Below are 16,449 nucleotides of genomic sequence, written 5' to 3'. Positions count from 1 at the left end.
GGGGCACCGGGGATCGGCGGTCGTGCCGGCGTCCATCAGGTGGCCCCTACGGTGGTCGGTCAGGCTCGGGTCATCGGTCGGGCAGGCCCGAACGTTATGAGCCCACCGTTGATCACCGGGCACACACGGTAGTCGTCAATGACGTATGCGCGACGGGCAGTTGTCGAACTTGCCCGCCATCCGTCCCACTCTGGTATGACAGCTCGCACGCGCGCCCGATTGCGCCGCGTTGACCCCGAATCGCCCCGCACCGCCGACGGCTGCCCACATGCTGGACACATCGCATGCGGCGAGGCCGCGCGAGGGGCGCCGAATCCGGGTTCACCCGCAGGTGGGGCACCGCCCGAAGGGGCGGAGGGCGGGCCGGTTACCATATGAGCGCCGCCTAGCTCGAAAGATAAACTTGTGACTGTCAATGACGACTCGTTCACCAACTGGATGCACCGCGAGGAGATCGCGGAGTCGATGATCCCGATCATCGGGAAGCTGCACCGCGAGCAGGACGTCAATGTCCTGCTGCACAGCCGCTCCCTGGTGAACAAGTCGGTGGTCAGCATCCTCAAGACCCACCGCTTCGCCCGGCAGATCGCCGGTGAGGAACTCTCGGTCACCGAGACGATGCCGTTCCTGCGGGCGCTGACGACGCTCGACCTCGGTCCATCCCAGATCGACATAGGCATGCTGGCCGCGACGTACCGGGCCGACGGGCGCGGGCTCTCCGTCGAGGAGTTCACCGCCGAGGCCGTCGCCGGGGCGACGGGCGAGAACAAGATCGAGCGCCGTGCGTCGCGCGACGTGGTGCTCTACGGATTCGGCCGCATCGGCCGTCTGCTGGCCCGCCTGCTCATCGAGAAGGCCGGCTCGGGCAACGGCCTGCGCCTGCGGGCCATCGTCGTCCGCAAGGGCTCCGGCCAGGACATCGTCAAGCGCGCCTCGCTGCTGCGGCGCGACTCGATCCACGGCCAGTTCCAGGGCACGATCACCGTCGACGAGGCGAACAGCAAGATCATCGCCAACGGCAACGAGATCAAGGTGATCTACTCCGACGACCCGACAACGGTCGACTACACGGCGTACGGCATCAAGGACGCCATCCTGATCGACAACACCGGCCGGTGGCGCGACCGCGAGGGCCTCTCCAAGCACCTCCAGCCGGGCATCGCCAAGGTCGTGCTCACCGCGCCGGGCAAGGGCGACGTCCCGAACATCGTGCACGGCGTCAACCACGACACGGTCAAGCCGGACGAGCGGATCCTGTCCTGCGCGTCCTGCACGACCAACGCGATCGTGCCGCCGCTGAAGGCGATGGCGGACGAGTACGGTGTGCTGCGCGGGCATGTCGAGACGGTCCACTCGTACACCAACGACCAGAACCTGCTGGACAATTACCACGGTTCGGACCGTCGTGGCCGTTCAGCGGCGCTCAACATGGTCATCACCGAGACCGGGGCCGCCTCGGCCGTCGCGAAGGCGCTGCCCGACCTCGACGCGCCGATCACCGGCAGCTCGATCCGGGTCCCGGTGCCGGACGTCTCGATCGCGATCCTCAGCCTGCGGCTGGAGCGCGAGACCACCCGCGAGGAGGTCCTCGACTACCTCCGCAACGTCTCGCTGGCCTCGCCGCTCAAGCGCCAGATCGACTTCATCAGCGCGCCCGACGCGGTCTCCAGCGACTTCATCGGCTCGCGCCACGCCTCGATCGTCGACGCCGGCGCCACCAAGGTCGACGGCGACAACGCGATCCTCTACCTCTGGTACGACAACGAGTTCGGCTACTCGTGCCAGGTCATCCGGGTCGTCCAGCACGTCTCCGGCGTGGAGTACCCGACCTACCCGGCCCCGGCGGTCTGACCCCGGCACGCTCGTTCGGTACGTCGCCCGGTGCCCGGCAGGCCTCCTGCCGGGCACCGGCGTATCTCCCGGCTCACTCCCGGCGCCGGGCGTCCGCCTCACCCGCGCCGGCCGGGGCCAGCCGTTCGGTCGGCCCGCCGAAGTCGAGGAAGAGCTCCCGCTCGGCGAGGAGCCATCGGCCGTCGACCACCCGGAACGTGTCCTCGTAGTGCCCGACCTGCACGGGAAGGCGCGGCGGCAGCATGCCGCCGGAGTGGCCGTCCACGCGGTACGTCGTGAAGTACGTGCTCGCGGTCGCCGTCGAGGCGGATGTCAGGGTCACCAGGATGTTGGTGCACAGCCGGCGCGAGAGCCGGTCGGCGGGGCGGCCGCCGAAATAGGCGCGCAGGGCGTCCCGACCCTCGATCCGCCGGTCCCCCTCGGCCCATTCCCAGACCCCGTCGGGGGTGAACAGCTCGGCCACATCGCCGGGTTCACCCAGATCGAGGGTGCGGACGAACTCGACGACCAGCCGTTCGCAGGCGCGCTCGGCGATCAGACGGTCCAGAGGGCCCGGCAGTTCCGGGGGATTCAGCGCATCGGTGTCCATCGCCCCTTCCTATCAACGTGTCCCGCGGTAGCACGAGGGGTTTCGGTGGCCCGGAACGCGTCATACGGCGTCGGGGTCCAGTCCGGTCAGCCGGGCCGACTCCTCCCACAACGCCCGTGCCATGACCGCGTCCTGGGCGCGCTTCGACTTCCGGGCGGGCGCGGGCGCTCCCCGGGTCTCGCCGAGGCGGGCGGGTCCGTAGTAGGAGCCGCCCGGGGCGTCCGGCAGCGTCGCCGCGTACAGGACGGGCAGGGCGCCCGCCGAGGCCGGCTGGGTGTAGAGGCGCGAGGTCCGCTCCAGCTTCGCGGCCCAGTTCCGCCCGGCCAGGCGCGGTCCGGCCTGCCCCAACTCCGTTGCCGACAGGCCCGGATGGGCCGCGAGTGCGATCAGGTCCCGGCCGGCGGCGCGGGCCCGCCGGTCCAGCTCGTCGGTGAACAGCAGGTTGGCGAGCTTGGACTGGCCGTAGGCCCGCCACTTGCCGTACGAACGCTCGGCGTTGAGGTCGTCGAGATCGATGTGACCGATGCGGTGGCCGAGCGAGGAGAGGGTCACCACCCGCGCCGGGCCCCGGGTGCCGAGGACGGGCAACAGCCGGTGAGTCAGGGCGAAGTGGCCCAGGTGGTTGGTGCCGAACTGCATCTCGAAGCCGTCCGCCGTGCGCAGTGGCGGCAGGGCCATCACCCCGGCGTTGTTCACCAGGAGGTCGAGCCGTCCGTCGACCTCCTTCGCGATGCTCTCCGCGGCCTCGGCCACACTGCTCAGATCGGCCAGGTCGAGGCGGACGAGCCGGGCGTCCGAGCCGGGGGCGGCCCGGCGGACGGCGTCCACGGCGCGCCGGCCGCGCTCCGGATCGCGGCACGCGAGCAGCGTACGGGCGCCCGAGCGGGCCAGGACGAGGGCGGTCACCGCGCCGATGCCGCTGTTGGCACCGGTGACCACGGCGGTGGTCCCGCCGAGGTCGGGCATGTCGTCAAGAGTCCAGGAGTGCATGGGGCACGCCTCCCCCGTGTCGGCGTCGCCACACGTGCAGAGCCCCGCCGCGCATCGCCGGGCTCAGACCTGGCCGAGGTCCGAGCTGACCCAGCGTTCGGGGCGCAGGGTGATCACGACCTGCTCGCCGTGGTTCTCCCAGGCGAAGTCCACGTACCCGGCGACCTTCCCGGCCGGGAGGTAGCGGGCCGACACCTGCTCCAGATCGGCGCGGGTGGCGGGGCGGGTGTCGACGACGGGTCCCTCGACGGAGACGTACCGGATGGTCGGCTCGAGCCGGTCGACGAGCAGCGTGAACCGGCCTGCGGCGGCGATCAGTTCGGCCTTGCGCGAGGTGCGGCCGGTGAGGATCCGGACGTCGCCGCCCGCTTCGTACTCGTACCAGATCGGCACGCTGAGCGGGGCCCGGTCACCGGCCCCCGACGCGACGGCGAGTGCGGCGACATGGGGTTCGGCGAGGAACTGTTCGCGCTCTTCACGGGTGAGTGCCACTGCGCGCTCCTTCGTACGGGGGATTCGGGGCTGCACCAGTGTGCCCCGCGCGCCGGGTCTGTCCCCCGGTCCCCGCCGTCGGCGTGTCCTACGCGGGATCCCGGGCTCCGGAGATCTCCTCGCTCCGCCGTACGGCTGTCGCCCCGCGCAGGGCGACAGCACACCAGACGGCCACGAGCAGCAGTCCGGCGGCCGCGAGACCGGCGACTTCGAGCGGCTCCGGCCGCCAGCCGAGGGACAACCGCGTACCGATCATGACGACGCCGATGGCGGCCGTCTCCGGTTCGTATACAGGCACCTTGGCGGCGACGAAGCGCAGGACGGCGGCCAGGGCCAGACCGATCGCGGTCCAGGCGAGCAGATAGGGCCAGAGCGCTCCCGGAGCGGCGGGCGGCAGACCGAACTCCTCCGGCCCGATGCGGAAGAGCGCGCCCACCCATCCCAGCGCCACACCGGCGGCGGTGACGGCCGCGACCCACACCGCATGGCGCCAGAGGGGGCCGGGCCGCACGTGCGCGTCCTCGGATTCGTCGGAGTCGTCGGAGCCGTAGGGACCCTCGGGAAGATCGTTCATGCTCGATCAGACGCGTACGGGGCGGCGATCGTTGCGCGTTCGGTCGCAACTAGGCTCCCGGGCATGGGCAAGGACCATGACGACGAGCCGATATTCATCCGCTCGAACTGGGGAACAAGTCGCTATGTCTACAACCCGAGAAATCCGGTCGGGATGGGCCTGATCATCGGCTCCCTGCTGTTCGCCGCCGGGGCCATGTACTACCTCCGGGCGAGTTCCTCCTGGAGCGAGGGCGAGTTGCGCGACGCCGTGGACGTGGCCGTCCGGGAGCTGGAGGCAACGCCGCAGACCCTGGGCTCGTGGACCGGCGGATACAAGAGCATGATCCGCGACGCGCTGGAGGAGAGCGGGGAAGGCCCCTCGACCGGCGGCGTGGTGTACGTGGAGGAAGCGAACGATCCCTACGACGAGGACGCGAACCCCTCCGTCGACCTGTTCGAGGTCAGGGCGAAGGACGTCGACGCCACGTTCTGTCTGAGCGTGTCGCCGCCGGAGCCGGAGCCGGGAATGACGAGTGTCGAGGTCAGCCTCTCCATCGCCGTCGAGGAGGGCGGGTGCTGAGCCCGGCCGGCGTCGATCCGGGGCGGATCCGGGCTTGAAGTTGCCGCTGCGGCAGCTTCTACGGTCGTGACCAGGGCCGGAGGAACCGGCCCGGTGAGGCGCTCGTGAGGGAGTGCTCGTGAGGGGAGTGGAGGAGTGGCGATGGACTGGCCGATCTCCGAGGTCGCGCGGATGTCGGGGGTGACCGCCCGCACGCTGCGGCACTACGACGAGATCGGTCTGCTGCCGCCGGCCCGGATCGGCTCCAACGGTCGCCGCCACTACGAGGAACACCAGCTTCTGCTGCTGCAGCAGATCCTCGTACTGCGCGCGCTGGACGTCGGTCTGCCGGAGATCGCCAGGGTCCTCGCCGACCAGGTCGACACGGTGGAGGCCCTGCGCGGACACCATCTGCGGCTGCTCGCCGAGCGGGACCGGCTGGACACCCTGACCGCGACCGTCTCCCGCACGATCGCCGAACTGGAACAGTCCAGAAGGGACGGCACGCCCATGACCGCCATCAACCGACCGGAGAACCTGTTCGAGGGCATTGATCCCTCGCTGTACGAGGCGAATCTGCGCGACTTCCCCGGCCTCTACGAGAAGGCCGGACAGCTGGCCGCCACCACCACACCGGCCGAGGCCGAGGCGGGGCAGCGCGAGCGCACGGCGCTGATGATCCGGCTGGCCGAGCACATGGCCGCGGGCGCGCCGGCCGACGCGGAGCCCGTGCAAGCCGAGATCGGGGCGCAGTACCGGGCGCTCATGGCACTGCACCCCGTGTCCGCCGACGAGTACCGCGCGATCGGGCGCTCCTGCGTGGACAACGAGCAGTGGCGCGCCGCGTACGAGGCCATCGCCCCGGGTCTGGCGGAGTACCAGCGGGACGCGATCGAGGTCTACGCGGAGTCCCGGCTGGGCTGAGCCGCCGAAGGGCCGCCGCCGGACGGACCGGCGGCGGCCCCGGGCCATGGGCCGGAGGAGCGGTCAGCGCTCCCCGGCGAGGTCCAGATCGCCCCGGGCCGCCGCCTCGGGGCCGGGGCCCGGGCCGGGTCCCGCCTGCTCCTCGGTGCGGCGCCACGGGTGGGCGAGCGTCGCGGACAGCGGTCGCCACCACGGCTCCACGGGAAGCGTTCCGGCCGGTTCGAACGGTTCGCCCGGCCGGGGGAACGCCACCGCCTGTCCGGCGTCCTCGCCGGCGTCCTTCGTCCACTCGCCCGGCTCCGCCCAGGCGTGCGGGGCCAGGTTGAAGGTGCCCCAGTGGATCGGCAGCAGCACGCCGTGCGGGCTGCCGCCCTGGAGGTCCAGATGGGCGCGCATGCCTTCGGCCGGGGTCATGTGGATGTCCGGCCAGTACTCCGAGTACGCACCGATCTGGATCATGGTGGCGTCGAAGGGCCCGTGCTCGGCCCCGATGTCCCGGAAGCCGGGGAAATAGCCGGTGTCCCCGCTGTGGTAGATCCGGTGTTCCGGGCCCGCGACGACCCAGGACGCCCAGAGGGTGTGCTGCCCGTTGCGCAGCCCGCGACCACAGAAATGGCGTGCGGGGGTGGCGGTGAGGCTGATCCCGGCGACCGTCGCGGTCTCGTTCCAGTCGAGCTCGTGCATCCGGGCCGCGGGCACACCCCAGCGCTCCAGATGGGCTCCGACGCCGAGCGGCACGGCGAAGACCGTGTCGGTGCCGGCCAGGGCGCGGATCGTCGGCAGGTCGAGGTGGTCGTAGTGGTCGTGGGAGATCACGACGACATCGACGGGGCCGAGCGCGCCCAGCGGCACAGGGGTGGGGTGCAGGCGCTTGGGCCCGGCGAACGGGAACGGCGAACAGCGCTCGCCCCAGACCGGGTCGAACAGGATCCGCCGGCCGTCGATCTCGGCCAGCACGCTGGAATGGCCCATCCAGGTCAGCCGGAGCCCGGAGGCGGGCGGTGCGGCCAGATCGGCGAGGGTCGTGGCGTGGACCGGCACGGTGCCCGTCGGCATCCGGCGGGCCCGCTGCTCCTTGTGGAAGTAGATCTTGGCGAATTCGAGGGTGGACCCGGAGGGCCTGATCCGGGCCCCCACCGGGTTCTGGAACGATCCGTCGACGAAATGGGGCGAGCGGCGGATGCGCTCCATCCGCGCTCCGGCCGGGTCGGCCCCGAAGGACTCGGTGCGCATCGAGCGCAGTTTCGTGCGGAGCGGAAGCAAGTAGTCAGCGCCGGTCACAACATCTCCTGAGGGAGTCGGTGTCGTCTCATTATGGTCGGCCTGTACGACAGGGCGAGCAGAAGATGCTGAACGGGGCAGCCGCTCCGGCCGGTGGCGGTATCAGCCACGCTGCTGCCCGTAGACATGGTCGATGTGCAGGGTGAGCAGCACCCTGCGGTCCTCGACCATGGCCCGCCGGTAGTCGTCCCAGTCGGGGTGCTCGCCCTTGACGTCCCGGTAGAGCGTGATCAGGGCCTCCACCGTGGCATCGTCCGGTGCCGCGGCGGGCGGGGTCAGCTCGGCGGTCGCGTCGGCGACGGTCCAGGCCCAGCGGTCGTCGCTGGTGACGTGGTAGCTCGCCCGGGGGTCGCGCCGCAGATTGCGGGTCTTGGCCCGGCCCTCGGTGATCGAGACGCGGAGCACCTGCTCCTCGGGGTAGTAGGCGTGATTGACGTTGGACAGCTGAGGGTGTCCGTCCTGCTTCAGCGTGACCAGTACACCGCCGTCGTGCTCGCCGAAGAGACGGAGCAGTGCTTCCTGTGCCGGTTCGATTCGCGTCATGCAGGGTCCAACGTCCGGGCCGGTCGGAGGATTCCGGTGCGCCGGGCCCTCCTCGGCCGCCGCGCCGGTTCCTCCGGATGCCGTCCCACCATCGCTGACCTGGCGTATTGGTTAGGGTGGCCCGGTGGCTAGAGTCCGGTTGAACGTGGCGGAGCGGCGTGAGGAGCTGCTGCGCGCCGCGGTCGAGCAGATCGAGGTCCGCGGGGTCTCGTCCGTACGGATCGCCGACGTCGCCTCGGTGCTGGGTGTGAGCAACGCACTCGTCCTCTACCACTTCTCGACCAAGGAGAAGCTGGTCGCGGCGGCGTTCGCGTACGCGGCCGAGGGCGACCTGGCCCACCTCCGCAAGCTGCTGGCCCGGCGCACCACCGCCGTACGACGGCTGCGGGCGGCCGTGCGGTGGTACGCGCCGACGGGACAGGCCAAGGGCTGGCGGCTGTGGATCGAGGGCTGGGCGGCCTCCCTGCGCGACCCCGCCCTCCGCGAGGTCGCGGGCGACCTCGACCAGCGGTGGAAAGCGGCGCTGGCCCAGGTCATCGAGGAGGGCGCCGCCGCCGGAGAGTTCCGGTGCGAGGATCCCCGGTCGGCGGCCTGGCGGCTGACCGCCCTGCTGGACGGGATGGCGGTGCAGACGACCTCGTACTCCGGTCCGCTCTCCCGGGCCACGATGCTGCGGTGGACCGACGAGGCGCTCGCCCGCGAGCTGGGCATCGACCTCGCGGAGCTGACCGGGTCGCCGATCGCGGACGCGTCGGCCGACGGCTGACCGGCCTCCGGATCAGGTCTGGCGCACCGGTGCGTAGACCGCCCCCTCCAGGCCGAACGTCCAGGCGACCCCGTCCTTCGCGGTCCGGGTGGCGGGCGGCACGCGCAGCCAGTACGTGCGGTGCGTGCCGTCCGGCTCGGGGGTGGAGTTGACCACCTCGACCATCACCACGTCCTCGTCGCCGTCGAGGGCGATGCGCCAGAGGATGCCCGTCTCGTCGCGGTGGACGGGCTCGGCGCCCGACTCGGCGAGATAGCGGTCGTAGCCGTAGTACTCCAGCATCACGCGGCGCAGCTCCGCGTTCTCCTCGGCCCGGATCCGCTCGGGCGTGAGCGAGGACAGCTCGGCGAGGAACGCGGCCGGAACGGGCATGCCGCGCCAGGCGTGCAGGGCGAATCCGTCCCCGTACGCGAGGGCCGGTCCCTCGCCGTGGTCGAGCCGGCCCGCCTCGTCGCGGTGGAGGACGTCGGGCCGCTCGCTGATGACCACGGCGTTCTCGTAGGGCCACCACCAGCCGGCGTTGCGGGCCACCTCCGCGAGGCCCGTCAGCCGGTCGCCGCGCCCGTCGAACGCGGCGAGCCAGGCGGCGTCGTGCTGGCCGAGCACGGCGTCCAGGAGCACCAGCCGCACGGCGCTCTCGTCCTCCGGCCGGGGCGCCAGGTCGGCGACGACACCGGTCCGTATCCGGTCGGCGAGCGCGGCCGTGGTCTCCCACAGCTGGGCGCCGGTGGCGGACCAGAGCGCCGACCAGCCGGCCGGGCCCAGCTCGTCGTACATCCGGCGGCGTTCCTCGGCCCACGGGCGGGTGCGGACCTCCTCGCGCACCGACCGTCCGGCGTCGGTCAGCTTCTCCACGATCCCGACGGCGGCCCGGGGCGACGCGGCCCAGATGATCCGCTCCGGCTCGGCCAGGCCGGCGGTGCGGTAGGCGCGGCGCACACCGGCCTCGGCCGCCGCCCGGTCCGCCCGGCCGGTCGCCGCCGCCACGCTCCGCCAGGAAGTCACGTTCTGCATCGTTGTCCCGTCCCCTGCTGTGCTCGATCTGTTCTGGAAGGCTCTGTTCGCTCTGGCTGTCCGTGCGTGCTCCGGCACGGCGGAACGGTCAGTCCGCCACGATGCGGATCGCGCCCGGTGCGTACTCCCGCTGCCGCACGACGCGGAACCAGCCCTTGGGAAGCGGGATCACCGCGTGTTCCTCGTGCACCACCCGTCCGCCCTCGGGGAGATGGAGCAGCATCGGGCCGAACGGCCCCGCCTCCCGGATCAGCCGGCCGGGGCCCTGCACGGCGTGCGCGTGCCCGGTGACCTCGCCCAGCGCGAGCACCAGCCGCCCACGCCCGTCGCGCAGTTCGCCCGGGGCCTCCAGGAAGGGGGCGGGCACCGCCGACTCGTCCAGCTCCATGATCAGTACATCGCCCTGCCGGTACACAGACGTCTCCCCTCGTCGCGGCACCCGCTGTGCCGACCCTGCGAAAAACGCTACGGGCAGGGTCTGACAACGGGCCCCGCCGACGCCCGGATCGAGTCCCCGCCGACGCCTGGATCGGGTCCCGGCGGCGGCGTTGTCAGTGCGGCTTGATAAACCTTGCGGACATCAGCCGTCCCCAGGATCAGGAGCTCAGGGCCATGTACGGTGCACAGCATCTGCACGAGTTCGGCGGCCTTCCGGCCGTCGACTTCCAGCGCGCGACCGACGGGGGCTCCCGGCCCGCCGCGGATGCCGTGGCCTGGCGCGTCTACGTCGATCCGTACGGAGGCGACGAGGACCGGGACCGGCCCTGGGAGGAGGAGTTCGCCGACTTCCTGGACTCGGTCGACCCGGCCGGGGTGCGGGCCCTGATCATCGGTCAGTGGGGCGAGGCCTACGAGGAGAACTCCTCCGTGCCGATCGGTCTGCTGATCGCCGCCGCCGACCGGCTGACCTCGCTGGAGGCGGTGTTCATCGGGGATCTGGAGGCGGAGGAGGCCGAGATCACCTGGATCCAGCAGTCGGATGTGACGGCGCTGCTGGCGGCCTTCCCCGCGCTGACGGAGCTCGGGGTGCGCGGCGGCTCCGAGCTGCTGTTCCCGCCGACGAAGCACGAGCGGCTGCGGGCGCTGACGATCCAGGCGGGCGGGCTGCCCGTCGAGGTGGTGCGCGGTGTGCTGGACAGCGAACTGCCCGCGCTGGAGCGGCTGGACCTCTGGCTCGGGGTGTCGGCCTACGAGGGCAACACCAATGTCGCCGACCTCGCGCCGCTGCTCTCCGGCACCCGTTTTCCCCGGCTGAACCACCTGGGCCTGCGCAACAGCGAGATCCAGAACGAGATCGCCGCGGCCATCGCCTCCGCTCCGGTCGTCGCCCAGCTGCGGGTGCTCGACCTCTCGAACGGCACGCTGGGCGACGAGGGGGCGGCCGCTCTGCTGGAAGGGCAGCCGCTGACCCATCTGGAAGCCCTCGATCTCCACCACCACTTCCTCAGCGATGCCATGGAGGAGCGGGTCCGTTCCGCCCTGGAGCCGCACGGGGTCCGGGTCGACCTCTCGGAGAAGTGCGAGCCGTGGGGCGACCGGGGCGTCGAGGGCCGCTACACCGCCGTCTCGGAGTAGGGGCAGAGCGTCATGACGTACCTCGGCATTGAGCATCTGGAGCACTTCCACGGCCTGCCGGTCCACACTCCGGAGCCGTCGTCCGGCGCCCTGCCCGCCGCCGATGCGGTGGCCTGGCGGCTGGTGTGCGACTACGACGAGGACGCCGGCTTCGCCGCTCTGTGGGAGCAGTTCCTGGAGACGGTGGACACGACCCGGGTCCGAGCCCTCGTCATCGGCCCCTGGTGGAACGACGAATACACGCCGTTCGATCCGGTGGTGGAGCTGATCGTCGCCCACGCCGAACGCTTCCCGGCCCTGCGCGCGCTCTTCCTCGCCGATGTGGTGGGCGAGGAGTGCGAGGTGTCCTGGCTGAAGATGTGCGACATCACTCCGGTGCTCGAAGCGCTGCCGTCACTGGAGGAGTTCGGTGTGCGCGGCTGCGGCCAGGAGGGACTCGCGCTGCGGCCGCTGCGCCATACGGCGTTGAAGTCGCTGCGCTTCGAGTCCGGTGGTCTGCCCGGCGAGCTGGTGCGGGCGGTCGCCGCGAGCGAACTGCCCGCGCTGGAGCGGCTGGACCTGTGGTTCGGCAGTACGTGGTACGGCGGCGACGCGACCATCGACGATGTCCGGCCGGTCCTGGCGGGCGGCCTGTTTCCGCGACTGCGCCACCTGGGTCTGCAGAACAGCGAGTTCCAGGACGAGATCGCCGCCGCCGTGGGATCGGCTCCGGTCGTCGCCCAGCTGGAGACCCTGGCGCTGTCGATGGGCACCCTGAGCGACACCGGTGGCGAGGCACTGCTCAACGGTCAGCCTTTGAGCCACCTCTCCCTGCTCGACCTCCGCCATCACTACCTCACCGGCCCGATGGTCGACCGCATCAGGACCGCGTGCGCACCCGCAGCCGTCGAGGCCGGCGAGGCCGAGGACGACTACGCCGACCCGGACGACGAGGACGACGAACCGGAACGCTATGTCGCGGTCAGCGAGTAGCGGCGGGGGCGGCCCGGAGCCGCGTTTCGCGGTCGTCGGCAATCCGGGCAACCGCCGCGTGGCCTTCTTCGAGGAGTCCGTGCGCACCGCCGGCCTCCCGGCGGCCCGGGTCGTGTCCTGGCTCCAGGTGCTCCGCGGCGAGCCGGTGTTCGCTCCCGGCGAGAGCGTGCGGATCGATTCGCCCGGTGAGGACGCCGAGGTGGAGCGGCTGCTCCGCGGGGTCGATGACCCGACCCGGGTGGAGGGTTCGGCCCGGTGGTACGCACGGTTCACCGCCGCGGTGGAGGCGGTGGCGGGCGCGGCCACGGCCGCGGGCGCCGAGGTGCTGGGCTCCCCCGGTGACATCGCCGTGCTCTTCGACAAGCGGCTGTGCCACGGGCTGCTGGACCGGGCGGGGATCTCCGTGCCCGCCTCGCCGACCTCCGGTTCCGGGGCGGCGCCGGTGCGCGGCTGGTCCGACGTACGGGAGGCGCTGCGCGAGCACCGGATGCCCCGGGCGTTCGTGAAGCTCGCGCACGGCTCCTCCGCCTCCGGGGTGCTGGCGGTGGAGACGGCGGGCCCCGGCCGGGTCCGGGCCACCACCTCGGTGGAAAGGGACGCGTCGGGGCGGCTGTTCAACTCGCTGCGGGTGCGGCGCTACACCTCGGAGCGGGAGGTCGGCGCGATCGTGGACGCGCTGGCCCCGGACGGGCTGCACATCGAGCGCTGGCTGCCGAAGGCGTCCCAGCGGGGGCGGGCCGCGGATCTGCGGATCGTGGTGACCGGCGGCCGGGCGACGCACGCCGTGGTGCGGACGAGCACGAGCCCCATGACCAATCTGCATCTCGGCGGCGCGCGCGGTGACCTGGGCGAGGTCCGGGCCGCCGTGGCGGCGGCGGGCGGCTCCTGGCGCGAGGCGCTGGCGTTGTGCGAGCGGGCCGCGGCCTGCTTCCCCGGGACGCTCTGTGTGGGCGTCGATCTGCTGCCCACGGCCGGCTGGCGGCGCTTCGCCGTCGGCGAGGTCAACGCCTTCGGCGATCTGCTGCCCGGACTGACCGGTCTGCCGGGCAGCGGCGCCGAGGGCCTGGACACCTATGCGGCGCAGGTCGCCGCCGTACTGGACCGAGCAAGGAACCACCGTGCCGTCACCGCTTCCTGATCCCCCCGCGCCCCACGAGCCCGGCGGCTCCGGGCGGCCCGACATGGCCGAGGTCGTGGGCAGCCACGATCTGCTGCTGGTCACCCTGGACACCCTGCGCCACGACGTGGCCGTCGAGCTGGCGGCCGCCGGGCGCATCCCGAACCTCGCCCGGCATCTGCCCGGGGGCGGCTGGGAGGAGCGGCACGCTCCGGGCAGCTTCACCTACGCCTCGCACCAGGCGATGTTCGCCGGGTTCCTGCCGACGCCCGCCTCCCCCGGGCCGCATCCGCGGCTGTTCGCGGCGCGGTTCGCGGGCAGTGAGACGACGGCGGACGGCACGTTCGTGTTCGACACGCCGGATCTGGTGTCGGGGCTGGCCGCCGAGGGCTATCGCACGGTGTGTATCGGCGGGGTCGGCTTCTTCAACCGTCAGGGGCCGCTCGGTTCGGTGCTGCCCGGCATGTTCCAGGAGAGCCACTGGGAGCCCGGTTTCGGCGTCGCCTCGCCCACCTCGTTCCAGGAGCAGGTGGCCAGGGCGGAGAAGGTCGTCGCGGCGCTCCCCCGGGACGAGCGGCTGTTCCTCTTCGTCAATGTGTCAGCCCTGCACCAGCCGAACTGGTTCCATCTGCCCGGCGCGACCCGCGCGGCGGGCGACTCACGCGCCACGCACGCGGCGGCCCTGGAGTACGTGGACCGGCACATCGGCCGGCTCTTCGCCGCGGCGAGCAGCCGCCGCCGCTGCTTCGCGATCGTCTGTTCCGACCACGGCACGGCCTACGGCGACGACGGCTACACCGGTCACCGGCTCGGCCACCCGGCCGTCTGGACCGTCCCGTACGCCCACTTCTTCCTCGAACCACCCGCACCGCTCGAACCCGCACCGCCAGAACCGGGGGGCCGACCGATGACGCTCACCACCAGCACTCCCGCGCCGCCCGCCGTCCGGCCGTACGAGAGTTACGTCTACGCCTATCCGCACAAGACGGCCTACCGGCCGCTCGCGGACCGCCCGTCGCTGCGGTCGCTGTGGGCGGCGGAGCCCAAGGACGCGCTCTCCCTCTATCTCCACATACCGTTCTGCGAGGTCCGCTGCGGCTTCTGCAACCTCTTCACCCGGATCGGCGCGCCCGAGGAGCTGACGACGCGCTATCTGGACGCGTTGGAGCGGCAGGCCGTGGCCGTGCGGGAGGCCCTGGGCGACGAGGAGCCGGTGCGGTTCGCGGCGGCGGCGTTCGGCGGCGGCACGCCGACCTTCCTGACCGCCGGGGAGCTGGAGCGGCTCTGCGACGTGGCGGAGCAGCGGATGGGCGCCGACCTGAGCGCGGTCCCGCTGTCCGTGGAGACCTCGCCCGCCACCGCCACCGCCGACCGGCTGGCGGTGCTGGCCGACCGGGGCACGACCAGGATCAGCATCGGTGTGCAGAGTTTCGTGGACGAGGAGGCGCGGGCCGCGGTCCGCCCGCAGCGCCGGGCCGATGTGGAGGCGGCGCTCGGCCGGATCCGCGAGGCCCGGATCCCGGTGCTGAACATCGATCTGATCTACGGCATCGACGGGCAGACCGAGCGCAGCTGGCTCGCCTCGCTGGACGCGGCACTGGCCTGGCGGCCGGAGGAGCTGTATCTGTATCCGCTGTACGTCCGCCCGCTCACCGGTCTGCACCGCCTGGGCGCGGCGGCCGGCGCCGAGGCTCAGGCCCTGGAGGACGCCGCCCGGGACGAGCAGCGGCTGCGGTTGTACGCGGTGGGGCGGGACCATCTGCTGGCGCACGGCTACGAGCAGGTGTCGATGCGGATGTTCCGGCGGACCGACGCCCCTCGGGAGCAGGAGGGTCCCGAGGACTACGCCTGCCAGACCGACGGCATGATCGGCCTGGGCTGCGGGGCCCGTTCGTACACGGCGGCCCTGCACTACTCCTTCGACTACGCGGTGGACATGCGGGAGATCCGGTCGATCATCGACCGTTTCACCGCCACCGAGGACTTCTCCCGGGCCGAGGTCGGCCGGTATGTCGACTCCGGCGAGGCGCGCAGGCGGCATCTGCTGCAGTCGCTGCTCCAGGCGGCGGGGCTGCCGGTGGCGGAGTACCGGGCGCGGTTCGGTACGGATCCGGGCGCGGACTTCCCGGCCGAGCTGGCGGAGTTCGCGGCCCGGGGCTGGCTGGACGCCTCGGCCCCGGAGGGGCTGCTGCGGCTGTCCCCGTCGGGTCTGGCCCACTCCGACGCGCTGGGTCCGGCGCTGTTCTCGCCCGGGGTGCGGGCGGCGATGGCCGCGTACGAGCGGAAGTGAGCCGGACATGGACCTGACGATTCTCTACCGGGGCCCGCTCGCCTCCTGCGACTACGACTGTCCGTACTGCCCGTTCGCCAAGCGGCGGGACAGTCGCGCGCAGCTCACGGCGGACCGGGAGGCGTTGGAGCGGTTCACGGGCTGGGCGGCGGCGCAGACGGGTGACCGGCTGTCCGTGCTGTTCACCCCGTGGGGCGAGGGCCTGGTGCGTTCCTGGTACCGGCGGGCGCTGACGGAGCTGTCGCGGCTGCCGCACATCGGCCGGGTCGCGATCCAGACGAACCTGAGCGGCCGCACCGACTGGCTGGCGGACGCCGATCCGGAGCGGATCGCGCTGTGGTGCACGTACCACCCGGGGCAGACCCCGTACGACCGGTTTCTGGGTAGATGCCGGGATCTGTCGGCGAAGGGAATCCGCTACAGCGTGGGCGTGGTGGGGTTCGACGAGCATCTGGAGGAGGCCCGGCGACTGCGGGCGGCGCTGCCCGAGGAGGTCTACCTCTGGGTGAACGCCGCCGAGGGCCACACGTACACCGACGAGGAGGCGGCGCGCTGGACGGAGCTGGATCCGTTGTTCCCCTACAGCCGTGATCCGCACCGTTCGGCGGGGCTGCCCTGCCGGACGGGCGAGTCGGTGATCTCGGTGGACGGCGACGGCACGGTGCGGCGCTGTCACTTCGTCAAGGCGGAGCTGGGCAATCTCTACGACGGCAGCTACCGCCGGGCGCTCGGCCCCCGGGCCTGTCCGCTCGCCGTGTGCGACTGCCACATCGGCTATGTGCATCTGGAGTCGCTGCCGCTGTACGACGTGTTCGCGGGCGGCGTCCTGGAGCGGATACCGGCGGGGCGCCCGCCGGGCGGAGGCACGCCGCCGGACGGGCTCGTGGTGCCGAACCCGTCCCGGCGCGCGCTGCCTCTGCTGGAGCCCTGA

Annotated in this window: 17 protein-coding genes and 1 pseudogene; 10 read left to right on the top strand and 8 right to left on the bottom strand. The window is 72.1% G+C overall.

Translation table 11 applies throughout. The features are described from left to right. Nucleotides 1-405 precede the first annotated feature (405 nt). Complete coding sequence (locus ACSMXR_RS32760) at nt 406-1,851, top strand: glyceraldehyde-3-phosphate dehydrogenase (protein WP_137228475.1); 1,446 nt, start codon at nt 406-408, stop codon at nt 1,849-1,851. Nucleotides 1,852-1,924: 73 nt separating this feature from the next. On the opposite strand, the gene ACSMXR_RS32755 is transcribed toward ACSMXR_RS32760, so the two are convergent. The 4 genes from ACSMXR_RS32755 to ACSMXR_RS32740 form a co-directional block, all read right to left on the bottom strand. Further along, complete coding sequence (locus tag ACSMXR_RS32755; RefSeq protein ID WP_218523975.1) at nt 1,925-2,440, bottom strand: nuclear transport factor 2 family protein; 516 nt, start codon at nt 2,438-2,440, stop codon at nt 1,925-1,927. Nucleotides 2,441-2,500: 60 nt separating this feature from the next. After that, on the bottom strand, nt 2,501-3,430 hold the full coding sequence (locus tag ACSMXR_RS32750) for an oxidoreductase (protein WP_473170548.1): 930 nt from the start codon (nt 3,428-3,430) through the stop codon (nt 2,501-2,503). A gap of 63 nt (nt 3,431-3,493) precedes the next feature. Then, nucleotides 3,494-3,922 carry a pyridoxamine 5'-phosphate oxidase family protein gene (locus tag ACSMXR_RS32745; RefSeq protein WP_218523977.1) on the bottom strand — a complete coding sequence of 143 codons (429 nt, stop codon included), beginning with the start codon at nt 3,920-3,922 and terminating at the stop codon, nt 3,494-3,496. Between the two features lie 88 nt (nt 3,923-4,010). Beyond that, on the bottom strand, nt 4,011-4,496 hold the full coding sequence (locus tag ACSMXR_RS32740) for a hypothetical protein (RefSeq protein ID WP_473170547.1): 486 nt from the start codon (nt 4,494-4,496) through the stop codon (nt 4,011-4,013). 63 nt (nt 4,497-4,559) lie between these two features. On the opposite strand from ACSMXR_RS32740, the gene ACSMXR_RS32735 reads away from it, so the two are divergent. Further along, nucleotides 4,560-5,057 (top strand): hypothetical protein, encoded by a 498-nt coding sequence (locus tag ACSMXR_RS32735; RefSeq protein ID WP_473170546.1) that lies wholly within the window; start codon nt 4,560-4,562, stop codon nt 5,055-5,057. A gap of 141 nt (nt 5,058-5,198) precedes the next feature. Further along, entirely contained in the window at nt 5,199-5,960 is a 762-nt protein-coding gene (locus tag ACSMXR_RS32730) for a MerR family transcriptional regulator (protein ID WP_473170545.1), read from the top strand. 63 nt (nt 5,961-6,023) lie between these two features. On the opposite strand, the gene ACSMXR_RS32725 is transcribed toward ACSMXR_RS32730, so the two are convergent. Both ACSMXR_RS32725 and ACSMXR_RS32720 read right to left on the bottom strand, forming a co-directional pair. Beyond that, nucleotides 6,024-7,241, bottom strand: a complete 1,218-nt coding sequence (locus tag ACSMXR_RS32725; RefSeq protein WP_473170544.1) for an MBL fold metallo-hydrolase — start codon at nt 7,239-7,241, stop codon at nt 6,024-6,026. A gap of 102 nt (nt 7,242-7,343) precedes the next feature. Next, the gene (locus tag ACSMXR_RS32720) at nt 7,344-7,784 is read right to left on the bottom strand and encodes a PPOX class F420-dependent oxidoreductase (protein WP_473170543.1); all 441 of its coding nucleotides are present in this window, start codon (nt 7,782-7,784) and stop codon (nt 7,344-7,346) included. A 124-nt stretch (nt 7,785-7,908) separates the two neighbouring features. Here ACSMXR_RS32720 and ACSMXR_RS32715 point away from each other — a divergent pair, with 124 nt between their 5' ends. Further along, nucleotides 7,909-8,550, top strand: coding sequence for a TetR/AcrR family transcriptional regulator (locus ACSMXR_RS32715; protein ID WP_381793058.1), 642 nt, complete (start codon nt 7,909-7,911; stop codon nt 8,548-8,550). A 12-nt stretch (nt 8,551-8,562) separates the two neighbouring features. On the opposite strand, the gene ACSMXR_RS32710 is transcribed toward ACSMXR_RS32715, so the two are convergent. Together ACSMXR_RS32710 and ACSMXR_RS32705 are read right to left on the bottom strand one after the other, a co-directional pair. Further along, on the bottom strand, nt 8,563-9,564 hold the full coding sequence (locus tag ACSMXR_RS32710; RefSeq protein ID WP_376188347.1) for a DUF6745 domain-containing protein: 1,002 nt from the start codon (nt 9,562-9,564) through the stop codon (nt 8,563-8,565). A gap of 88 nt (nt 9,565-9,652) precedes the next feature. Beyond that, on the bottom strand, nt 9,653-9,979 hold the full coding sequence (locus ACSMXR_RS32705; RefSeq protein ID WP_137228495.1) for a hypothetical protein: 327 nt from the start codon (nt 9,977-9,979) through the stop codon (nt 9,653-9,655). Nucleotides 9,980-10,176: 197 nt separating this feature from the next. Between ACSMXR_RS32705 and ACSMXR_RS32700 the strand changes: the two genes are divergently transcribed. The 6 genes and pseudogenes from ACSMXR_RS32700 (at nt 10,177) to ACSMXR_RS32675 (ending at nt 16,449) form a co-directional block, all read left to right on the top strand. Continuing rightward, a complete protein-coding gene (locus ACSMXR_RS32700) occupies nt 10,177-11,139 on the top strand; it encodes an STM4015 family protein (RefSeq protein ID WP_137228498.1) in 963 nt (320 codons plus the stop codon). Nucleotides 11,140-11,151: 12 nt separating this feature from the next. Continuing rightward, nucleotides 11,152-12,111 (top strand): STM4015 family protein, encoded by a 960-nt coding sequence (locus ACSMXR_RS32695; RefSeq protein ID WP_137228501.1) that lies wholly within the window; start codon nt 11,152-11,154, stop codon nt 12,109-12,111. Then, nucleotides 12,092-13,249: an STM4014 family protein gene (locus tag ACSMXR_RS32690; protein ID WP_473170542.1), complete on the top strand. Its 1,158-nt coding sequence runs from the start codon at nt 12,092-12,094 to the stop codon at nt 13,247-13,249. The genes ACSMXR_RS32695 and ACSMXR_RS32690 overlap by 20 nt, the downstream gene beginning before the upstream one ends. Nucleotides 13,250-13,292: 43 nt before the next feature. Beyond that, nucleotides 13,293-14,108: pseudogene (locus ACSMXR_RS32685) on the top strand (STM4013/SEN3800 family hydrolase); the annotation flags it as partial. Nucleotides 14,109-14,135: 27 nt separating this feature from the next. Next, nucleotides 14,136-15,518, top strand: coding sequence for an STM4012 family radical SAM protein (locus ACSMXR_RS32680; RefSeq protein WP_473172473.1), 1,383 nt, complete (start codon nt 14,136-14,138; stop codon nt 15,516-15,518). A gap of 7 nt (nt 15,519-15,525) precedes the next feature. After that, entirely contained in the window at nt 15,526-16,449 is a 924-nt protein-coding gene (locus tag ACSMXR_RS32675; protein WP_218523988.1) for an STM4011 family radical SAM protein, read from the top strand.

This window comes from Streptomyces sp. DSM 106670, from assembly GCF_055792845.1.
The sequence above is the reverse complement of the archived record's forward strand: the minus strand, read 5'-3'. Positions and strand labels throughout refer to the sequence as shown.